The sequence below is a fragment of the Streptomyces sp. R302 genome, assembly GCF_012927245.1.
Lineage (GTDB): Bacteria > Actinomycetota > Actinomycetes > Streptomycetales > Streptomycetaceae > Streptomyces.
In genome coordinates this window covers 166867-187128 of sequence record NZ_JABBGE010000013.1, presented here as the reverse complement: position 1 = coordinate 187128, position 20262 = coordinate 166867, and the positions used below count along the sequence as shown (strand labels likewise).

The 20262-nt window shown below is 71.9% G+C and carries 19 protein-coding genes; 8 read left to right on the top strand and 11 right to left on the bottom strand.

From position 1 onward, the window contains the following. Positions 1-13 precede the first annotated feature (13 nt). Positions 14-1726 carry a GAF domain-containing protein gene (locus tag HHL19_RS32855; protein WP_169094028.1) on the top strand — a complete coding sequence of 571 codons (1713 nt, stop codon included), beginning with the start codon at positions 14-16 and terminating at the stop codon, positions 1724-1726. Positions 1727-1784: 58 nt separating this feature from the next. On the opposite strand, the gene HHL19_RS32850 is transcribed toward HHL19_RS32855, so the two are convergent. After that, a complete protein-coding gene (locus HHL19_RS32850) occupies positions 1785-2666 on the bottom strand; it encodes a Cof-type HAD-IIB family hydrolase (protein ID WP_169094027.1) in 882 nt (293 codons plus the stop codon). A gap of 186 nt (positions 2667-2852) precedes the next feature. Here HHL19_RS32850 and HHL19_RS32845 point away from each other — a divergent pair, with 186 nt between their 5' ends. Beyond that, positions 2853-3800 (top strand): LLM class flavin-dependent oxidoreductase, encoded by a 948-nt coding sequence (locus tag HHL19_RS32845; protein ID WP_169094026.1) that lies wholly within the window; start codon positions 2853-2855, stop codon positions 3798-3800. Here the strand turns inward: HHL19_RS32845 and HHL19_RS32840 are convergent. The 5 genes from HHL19_RS32840 to HHL19_RS32820 all read right to left on the bottom strand — a co-directional run bounded on the left by HHL19_RS32840 (position 3769) and on the right by HHL19_RS32820 (position 8584). Continuing rightward, entirely contained in the window at positions 3769-4221 is a 453-nt protein-coding gene (locus HHL19_RS32840) for a hypothetical protein (protein ID WP_169094025.1), read from the bottom strand. The two genes, HHL19_RS32845 and HHL19_RS32840, sit on opposite strands and share 32 nt — an antisense overlap. 49 nt (positions 4222-4270) lie before the next feature. Beyond that, the gene (locus HHL19_RS32835) at positions 4271-4813 is read right to left on the bottom strand and encodes an RNA 2'-phosphotransferase (RefSeq protein WP_169094024.1); all 543 of its coding nucleotides are present in this window, start codon (positions 4811-4813) and stop codon (positions 4271-4273) included. A 96-nt stretch (positions 4814-4909) separates the two neighbouring features. Next, a complete protein-coding gene (locus HHL19_RS32830; RefSeq protein ID WP_169094023.1) occupies positions 4910-5851 on the bottom strand; it encodes a MerR family transcriptional regulator in 942 nt (313 codons plus the stop codon). Between the two features lie 88 nt (positions 5852-5939). Then, positions 5940-7739, bottom strand: a complete 1800-nt coding sequence (locus HHL19_RS32825) for an SDR family oxidoreductase (protein WP_169094022.1) — start codon at positions 7737-7739, stop codon at positions 5940-5942. Next, the gene (locus tag HHL19_RS32820; protein WP_169094021.1) at positions 7739-8584 is read right to left on the bottom strand and encodes a M24 family metallopeptidase; all 846 of its coding nucleotides are present in this window, start codon (positions 8582-8584) and stop codon (positions 7739-7741) included. The genes HHL19_RS32825 and HHL19_RS32820 overlap by 1 nt, the downstream gene beginning before the upstream one ends. 248 nt (positions 8585-8832) lie before the next feature. On the opposite strand from HHL19_RS32820, the gene HHL19_RS32815 reads away from it, so the two are divergent. From HHL19_RS32815 to HHL19_RS32800, 4 genes are read left to right on the top strand one after another with little or no spacing between them, the layout of a single operon-like run. After that, the gene (locus tag HHL19_RS32815) at positions 8833-9798 is read left to right on the top strand and encodes an ABC transporter ATP-binding protein (RefSeq protein WP_169094073.1); all 966 of its coding nucleotides are present in this window, start codon (positions 8833-8835) and stop codon (positions 9796-9798) included. Continuing rightward, a complete protein-coding gene (locus tag HHL19_RS32810) occupies positions 9795-10697 on the top strand; it encodes an ABC transporter permease (RefSeq protein ID WP_169094020.1) in 903 nt (300 codons plus the stop codon). The genes HHL19_RS32815 and HHL19_RS32810 overlap by 4 nt, the downstream gene beginning before the upstream one ends. Next, positions 10694-11605: an ABC transporter ATP-binding protein gene (locus tag HHL19_RS32805; RefSeq protein ID WP_169094019.1), complete on the top strand. Its 912-nt coding sequence runs from the start codon at positions 10694-10696 to the stop codon at positions 11603-11605. Before HHL19_RS32810 ends, HHL19_RS32805 begins: the two co-directional genes overlap by 4 nt. 16 nt (positions 11606-11621) lie before the next feature. Next, positions 11622-12341 carry an ABC transporter permease subunit gene (locus HHL19_RS32800; RefSeq protein ID WP_169094018.1) on the top strand — a complete coding sequence of 240 codons (720 nt, stop codon included), beginning with the start codon at positions 11622-11624 and terminating at the stop codon, positions 12339-12341. A gap of 19 nt (positions 12342-12360) precedes the next feature. On the opposite strand, the gene HHL19_RS32795 is transcribed toward HHL19_RS32800, so the two are convergent. Beyond that, positions 12361-13599: an MFS transporter gene (locus tag HHL19_RS32795; protein ID WP_169094072.1), complete on the bottom strand. Its 1239-nt coding sequence runs from the start codon at positions 13597-13599 to the stop codon at positions 12361-12363. 29 nt (positions 13600-13628) lie between these two features. Next, positions 13629-14327, bottom strand: a complete 699-nt coding sequence (locus tag HHL19_RS32790; RefSeq protein ID WP_169094017.1) for a GntR family transcriptional regulator — start codon at positions 14325-14327, stop codon at positions 13629-13631. 157 nt (positions 14328-14484) lie between these two features. Here HHL19_RS32790 and lpdA point away from each other — a divergent pair, with 157 nt between their 5' ends. Beyond that, positions 14485-15888, top strand: coding sequence for a dihydrolipoyl dehydrogenase (gene lpdA / locus HHL19_RS32785; protein WP_169094016.1), 1404 nt, complete (start codon positions 14485-14487; stop codon positions 15886-15888). Positions 15889-16005: 117 nt separating this feature from the next. Then, the gene (locus tag HHL19_RS32780; RefSeq protein ID WP_346768504.1) at positions 16006-16623 is read left to right on the top strand and encodes a rhomboid-like protein; all 618 of its coding nucleotides are present in this window, start codon (positions 16006-16008) and stop codon (positions 16621-16623) included. A 143-nt stretch (positions 16624-16766) separates the two neighbouring features. Here HHL19_RS32780 and HHL19_RS32775 read toward each other — a convergent pair whose 3' ends face one another. The 3 genes from HHL19_RS32775 to pheA form a co-directional block, all read right to left on the bottom strand. After that, positions 16767-17573: an HAD family hydrolase gene (locus tag HHL19_RS32775; protein ID WP_169094014.1), complete on the bottom strand. Its 807-nt coding sequence runs from the start codon at positions 17571-17573 to the stop codon at positions 16767-16769. Next, positions 17570-18859 carry a serine--tRNA ligase gene (gene serS, locus HHL19_RS32770; RefSeq protein WP_169094013.1) on the bottom strand — a complete coding sequence of 430 codons (1290 nt, stop codon included), beginning with the start codon at positions 18857-18859 and terminating at the stop codon, positions 17570-17572. Before serS ends, HHL19_RS32775 begins: the two co-directional genes overlap by 4 nt. A 466-nt stretch (positions 18860-19325) precedes the next feature. After that, positions 19326-20261 carry a prephenate dehydratase gene (gene pheA / locus HHL19_RS32765; protein ID WP_169094012.1) on the bottom strand — a complete coding sequence of 312 codons (936 nt, stop codon included), beginning with the start codon at positions 20259-20261 and terminating at the stop codon, positions 19326-19328. Position 20262 lies beyond the last annotated feature (1 nt).

The window sequence follows — 20262 nt, the reverse complement described above, 5'->3', positions numbered from 1 at the left end:
TAGGCTCAGGGCCATGACCGCCGCCACGCCCGATTCCCCGGACCCCCTGGTCGCCGCCACCGAGGCCACCCGCAGCCTCCAGGGGCTCTCCACGGAGCTGACCGCCCGCGTGCCGCAGCTGCTCGAAGCGATGCGGTCGGTGGGCACCGGGCTCGAACTCCACACCACCCTCGACCGGATCTGCGAGACCGCGGCCGAGCTGGCCGGCGCCCGCTACGCGGCCATCGGAGTCGTCGACGAGGAGGGCAAGGGCCTCTCCGACTTCGTCACGTACGGCGTCGCCGAGGACGTGGCCCGGCGCATCGGGCGCCGGCCCGACGGGCACGCCGGGCTGCTCGGCGCGCTCATCCGCGAGCCCCGGACGATCCGGCTCGCCGATCTCGCCTCCGACCCGCGCGCGGCCGGATTCCCGCCCGGCCACCCGGTCATGCGGACCTTCCTCGGCGTCCCCATCCGCGTCCAGGGCGAGATCTTCGGCAACCTCTACCTCGCGGAGAAGCGCAGCGGCGAGGAGTTCAACGACTACGACGAGCACATGGTCCGGGTGCTCGCCACCGAGGCGGGCATCGCCATCGGCAACGCCCGCCTCTACGAGGCCGCCCGCCAGCGCGAGCGGTGGATCGACGGCTCCGTCGCCGTCACCACCGCCCTGCTCTCCGGCGGCGATGCCGACGACGCCCTCGCCGTCGTCGCCGAACAGGCCCGGCGGCTCGCCGACGCGGACGCCGGGATCGTGCTGCTGCCCGCCGAGGAGGGCGGCCTGGAGATCGTCGCCGTCTCGTCGGCCAGCGCCACCAGGTCCCTGGGCATGGTGATCCCGCCGGAGAGCCAGGTCGTGGAGCTCCTCCTGGAGGGCGAGGCGGTCTTCGTCCAGGACGCCTCCACCGACCCGCGCATGATCAACCGGCTGACCTCCCTGTACGGGCCGATCATGCTGCTGCCGCTGCAGAGCGGCGGCCGGGTGCTCGGCGCGCTCGCGATGCCCCGGGCCAGGGGTGCCCGGCCCTTCACCGAGGCGGAGCGGACCCTCGCCACCCAGTTCGCCTCGCAGGCGGCGCTCGCGCTGATGATGGCCGAGGCGCAGCGCGACCGGGAGCGGCTCGCGGTCTTCGAGGACCGCGACCGGATCGCCCGCGACCTGCACGACCTCGTCATCCAGCGGCTCTTCGCCACCGGGATGATGCTGGAGAGCGCCCATCGGAAGGCGGTCGTGCCGGCCGTCCAGGAGGGCGTCGGCAAGGCCGTGGACGAGCTGGACGTGACCATCCAGGAGATCCGCACGGCGATCTTCGCCCTCCAGCAGGGCCCCGCGGAGGCGCCGTCGGGGCTGCGCACGCGCGTCCTCCGGGAGATCAACATGGCGGCGGTGCCGCTGGGCTTCAAGCCCGCCCACCGCTTCCTCGGCGCGATCGACGCCACCGTCGGCGAGCTGACGGGCAAGAACCTGATCGCCGCACTCCGCGAGGCGCTCTCCAACGCCTTCCGGCACGCCTCGGCCGGCCGCATCGACGTCGTCGTCGACGCGACCGTGACCCTGCCGGACGGGTCGCCCGGGGTACGGCTCACGGTCGCCGACGACGGCGTCGGCCTGCCCGAGGGCGGCCGCCGCAGCGGACTGCGCAACCTCGCCCGCCGCGCCGAGTCCCTCGGCGGCGCGAGCTGGTGCGGCCCGGGCCTCGCCGAGGCCGGCGGCGGCACGTCGGTGGTGTGGGAGGCGCCGCTCTAGAGGTGCGGGCGCGGTTCTGGAGGTGTGGGGAGCGGCTCTGGATGTGTGGGGTGCGGCTCTAGAGGTCCGTGCCGGCGCGCGGTGCCGCGACCGCTTCGGCGACGAGCTGTTCGATGACGACGGCGACGCCGTCGTCGTTGTTGCCGACCGTGCGGCCGGAGGCGGCGGCGACGACGTCGGGGTGGGCGTTGCCCATCGCGTACGAGCGGCCCGCCCAGCTCAGCATCTCGATGTCGTTCGGCATGTCGCCGAAGGCCACCACCTCGTCCGGCGAGATGCCGCGCTGCTCGCAGCAGAGGGCCAGCGTCGACGCCTTGGAGACGCCCAGGGCGCTGATCTCGATGAGCGCGGTGGGGCTGGAGCGGGTGAAGGAGGCCAGGTGGCCGGCGGCCTCCCGGGCCGTCGCCAGGAACACGTCGGGGTCGAGCTCGGGGTGCTGGGCGAGCAGTTTGAGGACGGGCGCGGCGGCGTCCGGCGCCTCCTCGTACAGCAGCTTCTCGGCGGTGGCGACGGTGGCGCCGGGGTCGAGGAAGAACGGCGGGTACAGCGGCTCGTAGTGGATGCCGGTGGTCATCTCGACGGCGAAGCTGGTGCCCGGTGCGGCGGCCCGCAGCGCCCGTACGACGTCGAGGGCGGCGGACCGGGGCAGCGGGCGCACCTGCTGGAAGACGCCGCCCGCGTGCAGGTCCACGACGGCCGCGCCGTTGGCGCAGATGGCGAGGCCGTGGCCGTGGACGTGGGCGCTGACCACGTCCATCCAGCGGGCCGGGCGACCGGTGACGAAGAAGACCTCGATCCCCGCCCGCTCGGCCGCGGCGAGGGCGGCGACGGTCCGCTCGGAGACGGACTTGTCGTCGCGCAGGAGAGTGCCGTCGAGATCGGTGGCGACGAGACGGGCGGCGGGCCGGGAGGCGCGGGCGGAGAGGTGGGGAGAGGTCACCTCCTTATGGTGCCGCACCGGACGCACGGGCGTGCGCGTCCCCGCACATCTGAGTGACCGGGCGGGGAGACAGCGCGTGAGCTGTACGTTTTCGGGGGGCTTCGGGGACGGCCGGCCGTGCGGTCGGCGGTTTCGGGGGCGGCCTTCGGAAAGGCTCGCGCCGCGTGGGCGACGTACGCTCGGGGCATGAGTCTGCGTCTGAGCACCGTGATCCTTCCTGTCGACCGCTGGCACGAGGGGGGCCGTGCCACCTGGCAGCGCGCGGAGGAGCTCGGTTTCCACACCGCGTACACCTACGACCACCTGTCCTGGCGCACCTTCCGGGACGGCCCGTGGTTCGGCGCCCTGCCGACTCTCACCGCGGCCGCGACCGCCACGGACCGGCTGCGCCTGGGCACCCTCGTCACCTCGCCCAACTTCCGGCACCCGGTGACGCTGGCGAAGGAGCTCATCTCGCTCGACGACGTCTCGGGCGGCCGGGTCACCCTCGGCATCGGCGCCGGCGGCAACGGCTTCGACGCCACCGCGCTGGGCCAGGAGCCGTGGACGCCGAAGGAGCGGGCGGACCGGCTCGCCGAGTTCGTCCCGCTGCTCGACCGGCTGCTCACCGAGGACGCGGTGACGGAGCGCGGCACGTTCTACTCGGCCGAGGAGGCCCGCAACATCCCGGGCTGCGTGCAGCGCCCCCGGCTGCCCTTCGCGGTGGCCGCGACCGGCCCGCGCGGGATGCGGCTCGCCGCCCGCCACGGGCAGGCGTGGGTGACGACCGGCGACCCGAAGCTGTACGAGTCGGGTACGGCGGCCGAGTCGGTGGAGGCACTGCGCGGTCAGGTCGAGCGGCTGGGCAAGGCGTGCGCGGATGTCGGCCGGGACGTGGCCGAGCTGGACAAGATCCTGCTCACCGGCTTCACCCCGGAGAAGAACGAGGTGCTCTCCTCCCTGGAGGCCTTCGTGGACTTCGCCGGCACCCACCGCGACCTCGGCTTCACCGAGATCGTGATCCACTGGCCCATCCAGGACTCGGTGTTCGCCGCCGACCGGGCCGTCTTCGAGTCCATCGCCACGGAGGCCTTGGCGCGCCTCGGCCAGGCGCGTGGGTCCGTCAGCGGACGCGGGAGCTCAGCCACGGGGTGAGCGCCGTCATCGGGACGAGCTCCTTGTACGTACGGCCGCCGGGCACGGGGACGATCAGCCACTGGCCGGGCGGGAAGAACCGTCCCTTCACATGCGCGAGACCGGTGTGGAGCGCCCGTACGAAGCCGGGGACGGCGTCCCTCGGCACGTCGGCGAACTCGACGCCGTCCACGACGATCCTGGCGTCGTCCTCGGGGTAGAGCTGCACGGAGACGGAGGGGGAGCCGCCGAGCTCGATGAAGGCCTCGTGCGGCAGCGAGCCGTCCTCGTCCAGCACGCTGAAGGCGCCGGCGGAGGTGCGGCGCGAGGTCTGGTCCGCGCCGATGTCGTCGGTCACGACGATCTCCAGACCGAACTCCTGGGCGAGCGCGCGGACGGCGTTGACGGCGGCCTGGGTGCTGGGCAGGTGCGGGTGCGACATGACCCGATCATGCCGCAGCGGCTCGGCCCCCTCGGCCCCCTCGGCCCGCTCAGTCGGGGAAGCGGATGAACCGCGCCGGTACCGCCGCCGTCAGCCAGACCCCGTTGGCGCTGACCCGGAACTCGTGTCCCGCCCGGTGCATCGCCCCCGCGTCCACGCTCAGCACCACCGGCCGGCCCCGTCGCGCCCCGACTCGGGTCGCCGTCTCGCGGTCGGGGGAGAGGTGCACGTCGTGGCGGGCCATGGGCCGCAGCCCTTCCGTCCGGATCGCGGGCAGCCGGGCGGCGACCGTACCGTGGTAGAGGTACGCGGGCGGCTCGGCGGCCGGCAGGTCGAGGTCGACGCTGATCGTGTGGCCCTGGCTGGCCCGGATCCGGGTGCCCTCGACGGCGAAGCGCTGCTTGTCGTTGGAGGCGACCACATGGTCCAGCTCCGCGCGGCCGATGGGGAAGCCGTGGGCGGCCGCGGCGGCGAGCAGCGCGTCGATCTCGGTCCAGCCGTGCGCGTCGAGGACCAGTCCGATCCGCTCCGGCTGGTGCCGCAGGTGCTTCGAGAGGTATTTGGACACCTTCACCGTGCGACGTTCGTCCATCGTTCTTCCCCGTTCAGGTTTGATCCACAGCCAACATGAGTTATCCACAAGCCAGTTGAGGATTCTGTGGACAACTACCCTGGGGAATCAAGTGGTTTATTGAACAGTGGGGGAATTGATGGCATTTAGCGTCAATGTATCCAATGTCCTTTTGTTGACCTCGCGTTCGGCCGCCGCCGTCAGGAACGCCGCGACGGCCTCCGGGCCAACGAGCGCCTGTACGGCCCTGATCGTGTCCGCCGGGATCGGCACCGGGCGCGGCTCGTCGTCCCTCGGCGGCGGACCCTCGGGCGAGAGGTGGATCTGGAGGTGACGGGTCGCCAGGATCCGCATGGCGCGGGCCAGTTCGGCGTCCACCGTCTGCTGGGCGAGCGGGCGGAGGCGCCGTACCATCGTCGCCGCCTCGGCCGCGTCGGAGTCCGTCGGCGGCCGGTGCTCCAGATAGCGGGCGAAGACGTGCTCGGTGGTGAACTCCAGGAAACGGGACGCTATGTGCTCGACCTGCTCCCGAAGTTCCCTCAGATGACCGGTGATCGCGGAGAGCGGCACCCCCGCCGCGTGCAACTCCACGGCCACCGTCAGCTCTTGTGGGCTGGGGACCAGGTACTCCTCGGCCTCCCGGCCCGGGATCCGCTCCAGGACGCCGAGCTCGACCGCCTCCCGCACGGCGTCCTCGTCCGGGTCGCCGCCGAAGCGGGCGTCGAGCTCCGCGCGGGAGATCCGGGCCGCCTCCTCGTCCGTCCACGGCCCCTGGACCTCCGCGACGAGCCCGAGCACCCCGCCGAGCCCCCGGCCGGTGTCCCACGCGTCGAGGAGCTCCTTGATCGAGGCCAGCGTGTAGCCCCGGTCGAGGAGGTCGGCGATCTGGCGCAGCCGGGCCAGATGGCTGTCCCCGTACACGTTCGCCCTGCCCCGCCGCTCCGGGCGGGGCAGCAGGCCGCGGTCCTGGTAGGCGCGGATGGTCCGGACCGTGGCCCCGCTGTGATGGGCGAGGTCCTCGATCCGGTACTCCGCTCGCACTGCTGACTGCTCGGACATCCCGCTCCCACCGGCCGATCGTTCCACCCCGCGCGGGGCCCTGCTGCGAGGGATCGTACGACCGACCGCCCGCCCGGGCTCCCCGCCGTTACGCCGGCGGCTGCCAGCGGGCCAGGGCGCGCAGCGCGCCCGGGGCCAGCCGGGACAGGGCGTGGGCGCCCCGCGCCTCCGGCGTGACCGGCACGACCGCCCGGTCGTGCAGCACCGCGTCCAGGATCGCGTCCGCCACCTTCTCCGGCGGGTAGTTCCGCAGCCCGTACAGCCGCGAGGCCTTCTGCTGCCGCCGCTTCTCCTCCGCCGCGTCCGTGACGCCGGCGAAGCGGGCGGTCGCGGTGATGTTGGTGTTGACGATCCCGGGGCAGATCGCGCTGACCCCGATGGACCGGTCCGCCAGTTCGGCCCGCAGGCACTCGCTGAGCATCAGCACCGCCGCCTTCGAGGTGCTGTACGCCGGCAGCGCCCGCGAGGGCTGGAAGGCCGCCGCCGAGGCGGTGTTGACGATGTGGCCGCCCTGGCCGCGGGCCACCATCTGCGCCCCGAACACCCGGCAACCGTGGATCACACCCCACAGGTTGACGTCCAGGACCCGCTTCCACTCCTCTCCGGTCGTCTCGAAGAAGGAGCCGGTGAGGCCGATCCCCGCGTTGTTGACGAGGACGTCGACGATGCCGTACTCGTCGGCCACCCGGGCCGCCAGCTTCTCCATCGCCTGCTCGTCGGAGACGTCCACCGCCTCGCCCCATGCCTCCGGGGCGCCGATCAGCCGTGCCATCTCGGCCGTCCTGGCCGCGCCCTCGGCGTCCCGGTCGACCGCGACGACCCGGGCCCCGGCCTCCGCGAAGGCGAAGGCGGTGGCCCGCCCGATGCCGCTGGCGGCGCCGGTGACCAGCACCAGCTGGCCGCCGAACCGCTCCGCGTACGCCGGCTTCACACCGCTCTTCGCGGTCGACTCCGCCACCGGCCGGGGCGCCCGCATCTCCGGCTCCTCGTGGGTGCGGACGAAGTCCGTGATCCACGCGGCCAGTTGGTCGGGTCGGGTGCGCGGCACCCAGTGCTTGGCGGGCAGGGTGCGCCGGGTGAGCTCCGGCACCCAGGCGCCCAGGTCGTCGTAGAGCCGCTCGGAGAGGAAGGCGTCCCCGGTCGGGGTGATCAGCTGCACGGGCGCGTGCGCGAAGGCGTCGGGGCGCGGCCGGGAGAGGCGCGCCCGGACGTTGTCCCGGTAGAGCCAGGCGCCGGTGGCCGCGTCGGAGGGCAGCGAGGCCGTCGGGTAGTCGCCGGCCGGGATCTTCTCGATCCGCTCCAGGAGCTTCGGCCAGCGCTTGCCGAGGGGGCCGCGCCACGCCAGCTCCGGCAGGACCGGGGTGTGCAGCATGTACACGTACCAGGACTTGGCTCCCTGGCCGAGGAGCTGTCCGACCCGGCGCGGGGTGGGACGGGTCATCCGGCTCTTGATCCAGTGCCCGAAGTGGTCGAGCGACGGGCCCGACATGGAGGTGAAGGAGGCGATCCTGCCCTCGGTGCGCGGCACGGTGACGAACTCCCACGACTGCACCGAGCCCCAGTCGTGCCCGACGAGGTGGACCGGCCGGTCCGGGCTGACCGCGTCGGCGACGGCGAGGAAGTCGTCGGTCAGCTTCTCCAGGGTGAAGCCGCCGCGCAGCGGCGCGGGCGCCGTCGAACGCCCGTGGCCCCGCACGTCGTACAGCACGACGTGGAACTCCTCCGCGAGCCGCACCGCGACCTCCGACCAGACCTCCTTCGAGTCCGGGTAGCCGTGCACGAGCAGCACCGTCGGCCGGTCGGCGTCGCCGAGCTCGGCGACGCACAGCTCGATCCCGCCCGTACGGACCCGGCGCTCCCGCGCCCCCTTGAGTCCCGCGCCCGCCATCACACCGCTCCTTCGTTCCACCGCCGCACGTGCGGCAGGTCGTCGTCCAGCCAGAACGCGCTCTGCTCGGGGTCCCTGGAGTCGGTGACGACCAGGATCTCCTCGAACTTCGCGCCCGTCCCCCGGAATCCGAGGTGCGGCTCGACCGCCCAGAGGCCCGGCGTGGGCGGGTGGTCGGAGAACTTGTAGGGGGACCAGAGCGGCGACCAGCCGTCCCGGTGGCCGTGCACGGCGTCGCTCAGCAGCCCCTTGAGGGACTGGGTGCCGAAGCCGAACAGGGTGGGGGCGAACCGCCGCTCCCGCACCCGGTCGATCTTGTGGGCGATCACGCCGAAGGGATAGGCCCGGTGCCGGTTGGCGTACCCCTGGCGGACCATGAGCCGGTCCACGTCCTCGTATATCTCGCGCAGGCTGCGCCGCTCGCGCACCTCGCGGAGGATCAGCTCGCGGTGCTCGCGCAGATCGGCGAGGAGCTTGTCGTGCAGCGGGTTGAGGCCGAGGCAGCCGCTGTAGCCGATGTCGGCCGTGTACCCCTTGTAGACGGGCGCCATGTCGAGGATGAACGGCATCCCCGGCTCCAGGCGCTTGTCGGTGGGGAAGAACTGCAGGGGGATCCTGAAGTCGACGAAGGCGGTGCGGTCCCCGAACCAGGCGAAGGGGCGGTGGAACCAGTCCTTCACCCCGCGCTCGTACAGCCACTCGCGCTGCATCCGCGCCGCCTCGCGCTCGGTCACGCCCGGCCTCAGCTGGGCCGCGACCGCCTCCGCGCAGGCGTAGGAGAGCTGCTGTACTTCCCTGAACCCCCGTAGTTCCGCGGTCAGTTCGCTTGCCACTGCTGAGGTCATGCCACCCGCCCGTCCCGTGTGAGCGCTTGGTCGCCCTACGCGTCCGTAACTTGACACCGATGAATGTGACAATGCTCGGCGGCTACGTCAAGGGGTGTGTACGAGACCCTGTGGAAAACTCCGTCCCGGAGGCCGCGACGACTTTCGTCGCGACACCCCTCAGGGTTCGTACGCCGGAAGTCGGAGAGGGATCGATCCGTAGGGCTGACGACGGCTGTGGCGCGCGCCACTACCGTCGAAGCGTGACTGTGATCGCCACCGAAAGCCTCAGCAAGCGGTTCCCCCGGGTGACCGCTCTCGACCGGCTCTCCCTGGACATCGGGCCCGGTGTGACCGGACTGGTGGGTGCCAACGGAGCCGGCAAGTCCACGATGATCAAGATCCTGCTCGGCCTCTCCCCCGCCACGGAGGGCAGCGCCGAGGTCCTGGGCCTCGACGTCTCGAAGCACGGCCCCGAGATCCGCGAGCGGGTCGGGTACATGCCCGAGCACGACTGCCTGCCGCCGGACGTCTCGGCCACCGAGTTCGTCGTCCACATGGCGCGGATGTCCGGCCTGCCGCCGACCGCCGCCCGCGAGCGGACGGCCGACACCCTGCGCCACGTCGGCCTGTACGAGGAGCGCTACCGCCCCATCGGCGGCTACTCGACTGGCATGAAGCAGCGGGTGAAGCTGGCCCAGGCCCTGGTCCACGACCCCAAGCTGGTCCTCCTCGACGAGCCGACGAACGGCCTCGACCCGGTCGGCCGGGACGAGATGCTCGGCCTGATCCGCCGCGTCTGGACCGACTTCGGCATCTCCGTGCTCGTCACCTCCCACCTCCTCGGCGAGCTGGAGCGGACCTGCGACCACGTCGTCGTCATCGACGGCGGCAAACTGCTGCGGTCCAGCTCCACCAGCGACTTCACCCGCACCACCACGACCCTGGCGGTCGAGGTCACCGACTCCGACGCCCACCCGGACGGCACCGCGGCCCTCCGCGCGGCCCTCACCACCGCCGGCGTCACCCTGCACGCGGGCGTGGAGGACGGCCTGCCCGGCGCCGGCCACATCCTCCTCCTGGAGGCCCCCGGCGAGGAGACGTACGACCTGGTGCGCGACACCGTCGCCGGCCTCGGGCTCGGCCTGGTCCGCATGGAGCAGCGCCGCCACCACATCGCCGAGGTCTTCCGTCCCGAGGCAGCCGCGCAGCACGAGGAGGTCAAGGCCCGATGAGCACCCCCGCCCCCGGGGCCGCCCCCGACACCACCCGGATCCACAACATCGGATACCGGTCCTACGACGGCCCGAGGCTCGGCCGCTCCTACGCCCGCCGCTCGCTCTTCTCGCAGTCCCTGCGGGGGTCGTACGGCCTGGGCCGCAGCGCCAAGTCGAAGGTGCTGCCGATGCTGCTCTTCGCGGTGATGTGCGTCCCGGCGCTGATCATCGTCGCGATCGCCGTGTACATCAAGGCCGACAAGCTGGCGGTGGAGTACACCCAGTACGCGATCTTCCTCCAGCTCGTCATCGCCGTCTACCTGGCCTCCCAGGCCCCCCAGTCGGTCTCCCGCGACCTCAGGTTCCGGACGGTCCCGCTGTACTTCTCCCGCCCCATCGAGCGCGTCGACTACGTGCTCGCCAAGTACGGGGCCATGGCCTCGGCGCTCTTCATCCTCACCGTCACCCCGCTGCTGATCCTCTGGATCGGCTCGATGCTGGCCAAGATGGACTTCGCCGAGCAGGCCAAACTCTTCGGCCAGGGCCTCGTCTCCGTCGCACTCCTTTCGGTGCTCTTCGGCGGCATCGGCCTCGTCATGGCCGCGCTCACCCCGCGCCGCGGCTTCGGCGTCGCCGCGGTGATCGCCGTCCTCACCATCTCCTACGGCGCGGTCTCCACCCTCCAGGGCATCTCCTACGCCACCGAGAACACCGACGCCATCGCCTGGCTCGGCCTCTTCTCCCCCCTCACCCTGATCATCGGCCTGCAGAACGCCTTCCTCGGCGCCCCCGCCTCCTTCCCCGGCGAGGTGCCGGTCGGGGCCGGGACCGGCGTGGTCTACCTCGTGGTCGTCCTCGGCCTCATCGCCGGCTGCTACGGCATCCTGATGGCCCGCTACCGGAAGGTCGGACTGTGAGCACCCTGCACATCGACCACGTCTCCCGCTGGTTCGGCAACGTCGTCGCCGTCAACGACGTCACCATGTCGATCGGCCCCGGCGTGACCGGCCTCCTCGGCCCCAACGGCGCCGGGAAGTCCACCCTCATCAACATGATGGGCGGCTTCCTCGACCCCTCCACGGGCAAGGTGACCCTCGACGGCGAGCCGGTCTGGCGCAACGAGTCGGTCTACCGCTCCATCGGCGTCGTCCCCGAGCGGGAGGCGATGTACGACTTCCTCACCGGCCGCGAGTTCGTGGTGGCCAACGCGGAGCTCCAGGGCCTCGGCGCGGCGGAGGCCCAGAAGGCCCTCGCGACCGTCGAGATGGAGCACGCGCAGGACCGGAAGATCGCCACGTACAGCAAGGGCATGCGGCAGCGCGTGAAGATGGCCTCGGCCCTCGTCCACGAGCCGTCCGTGCTGCTGCTCGACGAGCCGTTCAACGGCATGGACCCGCGCCAGCGGATGCAGCTCATGGAGCTGCTGCGCCGGATGGGCGCCGAGGGCCGCACGGTCCTCTTCTCCTCGCACATCCTGGAGGAGGTCGAGCAGCTCGCCTCGCACATCGAGGTGATCGTCGCCGGCCGGCACGCCGCCTCCGGCGACTTCCGGCGGATCCGCCGCCTGATGACCGACCGGCCGCACCGCTATCTGATCCGCTCCAGCGACGACCGGGCGCTCGCCGCCGCGCTGATCGCCGACCCGTCCACGGCCGGCATCGAGGTCGACGCGGTGGAGGGCGGACTGCGGATCCAGGCCGTCGACTTCGGACGGTTCACCGAACTGCTGCCGCAGGTGGCACGCGCGCGTGGGATCCGGCTGCTGACGGTCTCGCCGTCCGACGAGTCCCTCGAATCCGTCTTCTCGTATCTCGTCGCGGCCTGAAAGGAGCACGACCCCGATGTACGACCCCACGGTCGCCCGGCTCACCTACCGGGCCCTCCTCGGCCGCCGCCGGGCGGCGATCCTCTTCCTCCTGCCCGGGCTGCTCCTGCTCATCGCCACGGCCGTCCGCGTCATCAACGGCGCGGACGACCAGGTCGCGGCCGACCTCCTCGGCGGCTTCGCGCTCGCCACGATGGTGCCGCTGATCGGCGTCATCGCGGGCACCGGCGCGATCGGCCCGGAGATCGACGACGGCTCGATCGTCTATCTGCTCTCCAAGCCGGTGAAGCGCCCGACGATCATCATGACCAAGCTGATCGTGGCCATCGCCGTGACCATGGCCTTCTCGGCCGTGCCCACGCTGATCGCCGGCTTCATCCTGAACGGGAACGGCCAGCAGGTCGCCGTCGCCTACACGGTCGCAGCGCTGGTCGCCTCCATCGCCTACAGCGCGCTCTTCCTGCTGCTCGGCACGATCAGCCGGCACGCCGTGGTGATCGGCCTCGTCTACGCCCTGGTCTGGGAGGCGCTCTTCGGCTCCCTGATCGCCGGCGCCCGCACCCTCAGCGTCCAGCAGTGGGCGCTGGCGCTCGCCGAGAAGGTCACCGGCGACGGGCTGATCAGCTCGGACGTGGCCCTGTCGACGGCGACGGTCCTCCTGGTCGCCGTCACCCTCGGCGCCACCTGGTTCGCCGGTCACAAGCTGCGCACGCTGACGCTGGCCGGCGAGGAGTAGACACCTTCCCGGGTCGGTCTCAGACGGTACGGTCGCGGGCGGCGAGCAGGCCGACGCCCGCGGCCGCCGCGCACACCCCGAGGACCAGCGTGATCGGCACCGTCCACGAGCCGGTCGCCTGGTGCAGGGCCCCGGCCGCGAGCGGCCCGGCGGCGGCCAGCAGGTAGCCGACCGTCTGCGCCATCCCGGAGAGCCGGGCGGCCGTCGGGGCGTCCCCGGTCCGCAGCACGATCAGGGTCAGGGCGAGCCCCAGGGCCCCGCCCTGACCGATGCCGAGGACCGCGGCCCAGAGCCACGCCCCCTCGGCCGGGGCGACGAGCAGCCCCGCGTACCCGGCCGCGACCATCGCCGTCACCAGCACCACCAGCGGGCGCTGGCTGCGCCTGCGGCCCGCGAGCAGCGGCACCACGAAGGCCCCGGCGATCTGGATCAGGTTGTTGAAGGCGAAGACCACACCGGCCTCGGAGCGGCTCATCCCGTGGTCGGTGAAGATCGTCGGCATCCAGGCGATCAGCACGTACGACCAGACCGACTGCAGGCCCATGAAGAGGGTCACCTGCCAGGCGAGGGCCGAGCGCCACACGCGCGTGGGCGCGGCACCGGCGGCCGGGACGGCCCGTACCTCGTGCCCGGTACGGCCCCGGGCGATCAGCACCTGGGGCAGCCAGCCCACCGCCGCCACGACGGCGAGCACCGACCAGAAGCCGAGCGAGCCCTGCCAGCCGCCGCCGAGGGCCTCCTCCAGGGGCACGGCCGCCGCCGCGGCGATCGTGGCCCCGGCGACCATCGCCCCCGTGTAGACGGAGGTCATCGCGGCCGCCCGGTCCGGGAAGTCCCTCTTGATCAGCCCCGGCATCAGCACGTTGAGCAGGGCGATCGCGGTGCCGACGAGGACCCCGCCGCCGTACAGCGCCAGGACCGACGGCAGCAGGCGCACCAGGATGCCGCCGGCGAGCAGCAGCAGTGCGGCGAGGACCGTCCGCTCGGCGCCGAATCGGCGGCCGAGCCACGGGGCGACGAGCGCGCCGAGCCCCAGGAAGAGCACCGGGATCGAGGTGATGAGGGAGCCGGCCGTCGAGGACAGGCCGAATTTCCCGGCGATCTCGCCGACCAGCGGCGCCACGCTCGCCAGCGCGACCCGCATGTTGAGCGAGGCGAGCACGATGCCGGCGAGCAGCAGCACCGGACGGGCGGGCAGCGTCCGCCGGGTGGCCGCCCCCGCTGTCGAGGGCCGTACGTCCGCCTCGGCGTCGACCAGCACGCGCGCGTGGTCCGTCTCCGTACCCCTCACGCCCGCGTCCCGTCGGAGCGCTCCGCCGTGAGCGCCGCCACGGTCTCCGCCGGTCTCCGCAGCAGCTCGCGGGCCTGGCGTTCGGCGGCGTCCGCGTCGCCCGCCTCGACGGCGGCGACCAGGGCCTCGTGGGCGTCGATGTCGACCGGAGGCATCGCGCGGTCGCCGAGCGCCTCGACGAGCACCTCGTGGACCTGGGTGGAGAAGAAGCGGTAGACCTCGATGAAGGCGGCGTTGTGGGTGGCGCCGACCACGGCGAGGTGGAAGGCGAGGTCGGCGTCGGCGTCCCGGTCGCCCTCCTCGCGCAGGGTGGTCAGGGCGGCCCGCAGCCGCAGCAGGTCGTGGGTGTCCCGCCGCTCGGCGGCGAGCCTGGCCGCCTCCGCCTCCAGGGCGGTCCGCAGCTCCAGGACATCGCCCGCGCCCGCGTGCCGGACCCCGCGCAGGACGGCGGCCGGGTCGGCGGTGGAGCGGACGAAGGTGCCGTTGCCCTGCCGGGACTCCAGGAGCCCGGCGTGGACGAGGACGCGGATCGCCTCGCGGACCGTGTTGCGGCCGACGCCGAGCTGCTGGGCGAGCTCGTGCTCGGTGGGGATGCGGTCGCCGACGGACCACTCGCCCTCGGCGAGCTGGGCCCGCAGCTGCTCCACCGCGGAGTCCACCAGCGAGGTCCGCCCCGCCGCTCTCAGTGCCGCCATCCGTCCCGTACCTCCCGATCCGATCGATCACCCGGTTGCCCAGTCATCCTACAAGTCGTCCACAGGTGTGGCGGATCACCCCGGCCGCTCGGGGACGACCGGACTACTGTGGGCTCGTACGTGCACCGAACACCCTCATCACCCTCGGGAGTCAGTCATGTCAGACCGCTTCGACGTCGTCGTACTCGGAGCTGGCCCCGGCGGCTACGTCGCCGCCATCCGCGCCGCCCAGCTGGGCAAGCGGGTCGCGGTCGTCGAGGAGAAGTACTGGGGCGGTGTCTGCCTGAACGTCGGCTGCATCCCCACCAAGGCGCTGCTCCGCAACGCCGAACTGGCGCACATCTTCAACCACGAGGCCAAGACCTTCGGCATCAAGGTCGACGGCACGGTCTCCTTCGACTACCGCGAGGCGTTCAACCGCAGTCGCACCGTCGCGGACGGCCGCGTCAAGGGCGTCCACTTCCTGATGAAGAAGAACGGCATCACGGAGTTCGACGGCCGGGGCACCTTCCTCGACGCGCACACCCTCCAGGTGGCGAAGGCCGACGGCACCACGCAGACGATCACCTTCGAGAACTGCATCATCGCCACCGGTGCCAGCCCGCGCCTGCTGCCCGGCACCGCGCTGAGCGACCGCGTCGTCTCGTACGAGCAGCAGATCCTCGCCGAGGACGCTCCGAAGTCGATCATCATCGCCGGCGCCGGTGCGATCGGCATCGAGTTCGCGTACGTGCTGAACAACTACGGCACCAAGGTCACCATCGTCGAGTTCCTCGACCGGATGGCCCCGCTGGAGGACGAGGAGGTGTCGAAGGAGCTGGCGAAGCAGTACCGCAAGCTCGGCATCGACGTCCTCACCTCGACCCGCGTGGACGCCATCGACGAGTCCGGCCCGCAGGTCCGCGTCACCGTCACCGGCAAGGACGGCGCGAGCAAGGTCCTGGAGGCCGACAAGGTCCTCCAGGCCATCGGCTTCGCGCCGAACGTCACCGGCTACGGCCTGGAGGCCGCCGGCGTCGCCCTCACCGAGCGCGGCGCCATCGACGTGGACGGCCGCAGCCGCACCTCGGTCCCGCACATCTACGCCATCGGCGACGTCACCGCGAAGCTGATGCTCGCGCACACCGCCGAGGCCATGGGCGTCATCGCCGCCGAGACCATCGCGGGCGCCGAGACCATGGAGCTCGACTACGCGATGATCCCGCGCGCGACCTACTGCCAGCCGCAGATCGCGAGCTTCGGCTACACCGAGGCGCAGGCCCGCGAGAAGGGCTACGACGTCAAGGTCGCCAAGTTCCCCTTCATGGCGAACGGCAAGGCGCACGGCCTCGGCGACTCCACCGGCTTCGTCAAGATCGTCGCCGACGCCAAGTACGGCGAGATCGTCGGCGCCCACCTGATCGGCCCGGACGTCACCGAGCTGCTGCCGGAGCTGACCCTGGCCCAGCAGTGGGACCTCACCGTCCACGAGGTCGCGCGGAACGTCCACGCCCACCCGACCCTGGGCGAGGCCGTCAAGGAAGCGATCCACGGCATCGCCGGCCACATGATCAACTTCTGAGGTCCCGTCAGGCACCGCCAGGCCTCACCGGGCCCCACGGCTTCAGGTGATAGGCACTGACAGGTGCCGAGCGAAACCACTCCGGGTGGCGAACCGTCCCGACCGATCAGGTCGTGGGTGCGTTCGTCACCCGGTACGCATCTCTGGCTCGCGGTCATCGCGGTCACCAGCCTCGTCCTCGCCCTCTCGCCCGACGGCTTCGAGACCTATCTGCTGCACCGCAACAGCAGCAACCTCTACCAGCTCGCCCGCCACCCGGTCCGCGCCCTGCTCGCCAGCGCCTTCTGGATCCAGGATCCGGCCGCACTGGTCTTCTACGCGCTCCTCTTCGAGCTCTTCCACGCGCCCGTGGAGCGCTGGCTGGGCACACCCAAGTGGCTCTTCACGGTGGCCACCGCCCACATCGCCGCCACCCTCGTCAGCCAGCAGGTCGTCCTCTACGCGATCACCCACCACGACGTGCCCCGCAGCATGGCGCACGTCGTCGACATCGGCGTCAGCTACGGCCTCGCCGCCTCCGCGGGGATCCTGACCTACCGCATCGCCCGCCCCTGGCGATGGCTCTACCTGGCCGCCGCGCTGGCCTTCTTCCTCGTCCCGCTGCTCACGGACCGCACCTTCACCGACCTCGGGCACGCCCTCTCGCTCGCCATCGGCCTCGCCTGCTACCCGCTCACCCGGCGTCCGGCGCACGGAAAACCGTTCGCGACCGAACGGCCGCCCGGCGCACACTAGTTGTGCGGGGGAAACGGGGGATCCCCCGGTGGCGGCCGCTTCGAGCGCGCGGATCTCCGGTCCGCGCGGGCCGCGACCGACGAAGGCCCGCTCCCTCAGGGAGCGGGCCTTCGCACGGAATCCGTGGTGGTACGGGACGCGGGTCAGACCGCCATCAGACGCTCCAGGACGACCGCGATGCCGTCCTCCTCGTTGGAGTCGGTCACCTCGTCCGCGACCGCCCGCAGCTCCTCGTGCGCGTTGCCCATCGCGACCCCGCGCGCGGCCCAGCCGAACATCGGGATGTCGTTGGGCATGTCGCCGAAGGCGATGGTCTCCGCCGCCTTCACGCCCAGCCGGCGCGCCGCCAGCGAGAGGCCGGTGGCCTTGCTCAGGCCGAGCGGCAGGATCTCCACGATCCCCGGGCCCGCCATGACCACGTCGACGAGGCCGCCGACGGTGGCGCGCGCGACGGCGGTCAGCTCGTCGTCGCTCATCGTCGGGTGCTGGAGGTAGAGCTTGGTGAGCGGCGCAGCCCACACCTCGGCCGGGTCCTCGAACGGCACGAACGGCAGCGGGCCCTCCTGGGCCCGGTAGCCGGGGCCCACCAGGACCTCGCCCTCCAGGCCGTCCCGGCTCGCGGCCAGCGCCAGCGGGCCGATCTCCGCCTCGATCTTGGACAGGGCGAGCCCGGCGAGCTGCCGGTCCAGGGTGAGGGAGGTCAGCAGCCGGTGCTCGCCTGCGTGGTAGACCTGCGCGCCCTGGCCGCACACCGCGATCCCCTCGTAGCCGAGGTCGTCGAGGATGTGACGGGTCCAGGGCACCGCCCGGCCGGTGACGACGATGTGCGCGGCACCGGCCGCCGTCACCGCGGCGAGCGCCTCCCGGGTGCGGTCCGAGACGGACTCGTCGGCCCGCAGCAGCGTGCCGTCGAGGTCCGTCGCGACCAGGCGGTAGGGGAAGGCGCTCACTTGGCGATCGGCTCCAGGACCTCGCGCCCGCCCAGGTACGGCCGGAGGACCTCCGGGACGCGCACCGAACCGTCGGCGAGCTGGTGGTTCTCCAGGATGGCGACGATGGTGCGCGGGACGGCGCACAGCGTGCCGTTCAGCGTGGCGAGCGGCTGGACGGTCTTCTTGCCGCCCTGCTCCTCGCGCATGCGGACCGACAGGCGGCGGGCCTGGAAGCCGTCGCAGTTGGACGCCGAGGTCAGCTCGCGGTACTTGCCCTGGGTCGGGATCCACGCCTCGCAGTCGAACTTGCGGGAGGCGGAGGCGCCGAGGTCACCGGTGGCGACGTCGATCACCTGGAAGGGCAGCTCCAGGGAGGTGAGCCACTGCTTCTCCCAGTCCAGGAGCCGCTTGTGCTCGTTCTCCGCGTCCTCGGGCGCGACGTACGAGAACATCTCGACCTTGTCGAACTGGTGGACGCGGAAGATGCCGCGGGTGTCCTTGCCGTACGTGCCGGCCTCGCGGCGGAAGCAGGGCGAGAAGCCCGCGTACCGCAGCGGCAGCTTGTCGGCGTCGATGATCTCGTCCATGTGGTACGCGGCGAGCGGGACCTCGGAGGTGCCGACCAGGTAGTAGTCGTCCTTCTCCAGGTGGTACACGTTCTCCGCGGCCTGGCCGAGGAAGCCGGTGCCCTCCATGGCGCGCGGGCGGACCAGCGCGGGGGTGAGCATCGGGATGAAGCCGGCCTCGGTGGCCTGCGCGATGGCGGCGTTGACCAGCGCGAGCTCCAGGAGCGCGCCGACGCCGGTCAGGTAGTAGAAGCGCGAGCCGGAGACCTTGGCGCCGCGCTCGACGTCGATGGCGCCGAGCGCCTCGCCGAGCTCCAGGTGGTCCTTGGGCTCGAAGCCCTCGGCGGCGAAGTCGCGGATGGTGCCGTGCGTCTCCAGGACGACGAAGTCCTCCTCGCCGCCGACCGGCACGTCCTCGTGGACGATGTTGCCGAGCCGGAGGAGGAGCGCACGGGCCGTCTCGTCGGCCTCGTTCTGCTCGGCCTCGGCGGCCTTGACGTCGGTCTTGAGCTGTTCGGCGCGCTGGAGGAGCTCGGCGCGCTCCTCGGGGGTGGCCTTGGGGATCAGCTTTCCGAGCGCCTTCTGCTCGGAACGGAGCTCGTCGAAGCGGACGCCGGACGACCTGCGCCGCTCATCGGCGGAGAGCAGGGCGTCGACGAGGCCGACGTCCTCTCCACGGGCGCGCTGGGAGGCGCGAACACGGTCGGGGTCCTCACGGAGCAGGCGAAGGTCAATCACCCCACCAGGCTACCGGTGTGTGCTCGTGCGCCCTCACCGGATAAAGGAGGGCGTGTTGGTATGCCCGAATTGAGGGCCTTGTTGCGGTTCTCGAAATTCCAGGGAATCGAGTTATCCACAGGGTGTGAGGAAGTTCTGTGGATTCCGGGACCGTCACCTCCGAATTGCGTGATCAAACACCATTCCCGCACTCATTTCGAGGGGAATCGCTCGCTCCGGAGGGTGAGTGGGGTGGGCCCGCTCTGACGTGCACGGCGGTGGGGCCTGTGGATGGAGGCCATGTGCGCGAGGGGTGACGGGGGTGATTTGTCGACCTTGTCGGGGACGGGAGTCGACTTGTCCCCAGCCTGCCCGCTGGCCCTGTGGATAAGTGATGGGGGAAACCGAAAAGTATGCAGGTAGGACTAATGATGCCTGCCTGTGGACGAACGAACGCACGAACCGCGCGGCTCGGTCACTATCGCGGTCAGGCCCTGCCGTCCTGGGCCCTCGCCAGCCAGTCGGAGGCAGCCGTGAACTCTTCGTCCGAGGTCCCCCGCCGCAGCGGCCTCACGTCCGCGCGGGACGCACCCGCACGCGGATACGAGCCGAGGAAGCGCACCTGCGGGCAGATCCGCTTCAGACCCATCAGCGCCTCGGCGACCCGCCGGTCCGAGACATGGCCCTCGGCGTCCACGGCGAAGCAGTAGTTCCCGATCCCCGCCCCCGTCGGCCGGGACTGGATCAGCATCAGGTTCACCCCACGCACCGCGAACTCCTGCAGGAGTTCCAGAAGGGCACCCGGATGATCGTCACCCAGCCACAGCACCACCGAGGTCTTGTCCGCGCCGGTCGGCGCCGCCGGCCGGGCCGGCCGGCCCACGAGCACGAACCGCGTCTCCGCGTTCTCCGCGTCGTGGATCTCCTTGACCAGTGCCTCCAGGCCGTACGTCGCCGCCGCGAACTCACCCGCGAAGGCCGCGTCGAACCGCCCCTCCTGCACCAGCCGGGCGCCGTCCGCGTTGGACGCCGCCGACTCCCACACCGCCTCCGGGAGGTGCTTGCGCAGCCAGTTGCGCACCTGCGGCTGGGCCACCGGATGGCCCGTCACCGTCTTGACGTCCGACAGCGCGGTCCCGGGGCGCACGAGCAGCGCGAAGGCGATCGGCAGCAGCACCTCGCGGTAGATCATCAGCGGCTCGCCGGAGGCCAGCTCGTCGAGGGTCGCCGTCACCCCGCCCTCGACCGAGTTCTCGATCGGGACGAGCGCGGCGGCCGCCTCCCCGTTCCGTACGGCGTCGAGCGCGGCCGGGACCGAGACCATGGGGACGAGTTCCCGCGTGGCCGCCTCGGGCAGGCTCCGCAGCGCGGCCTCCGTGAACGTGCCTTCGGGACCGAGGTAGGTGTACCGGGTGGCGGACATA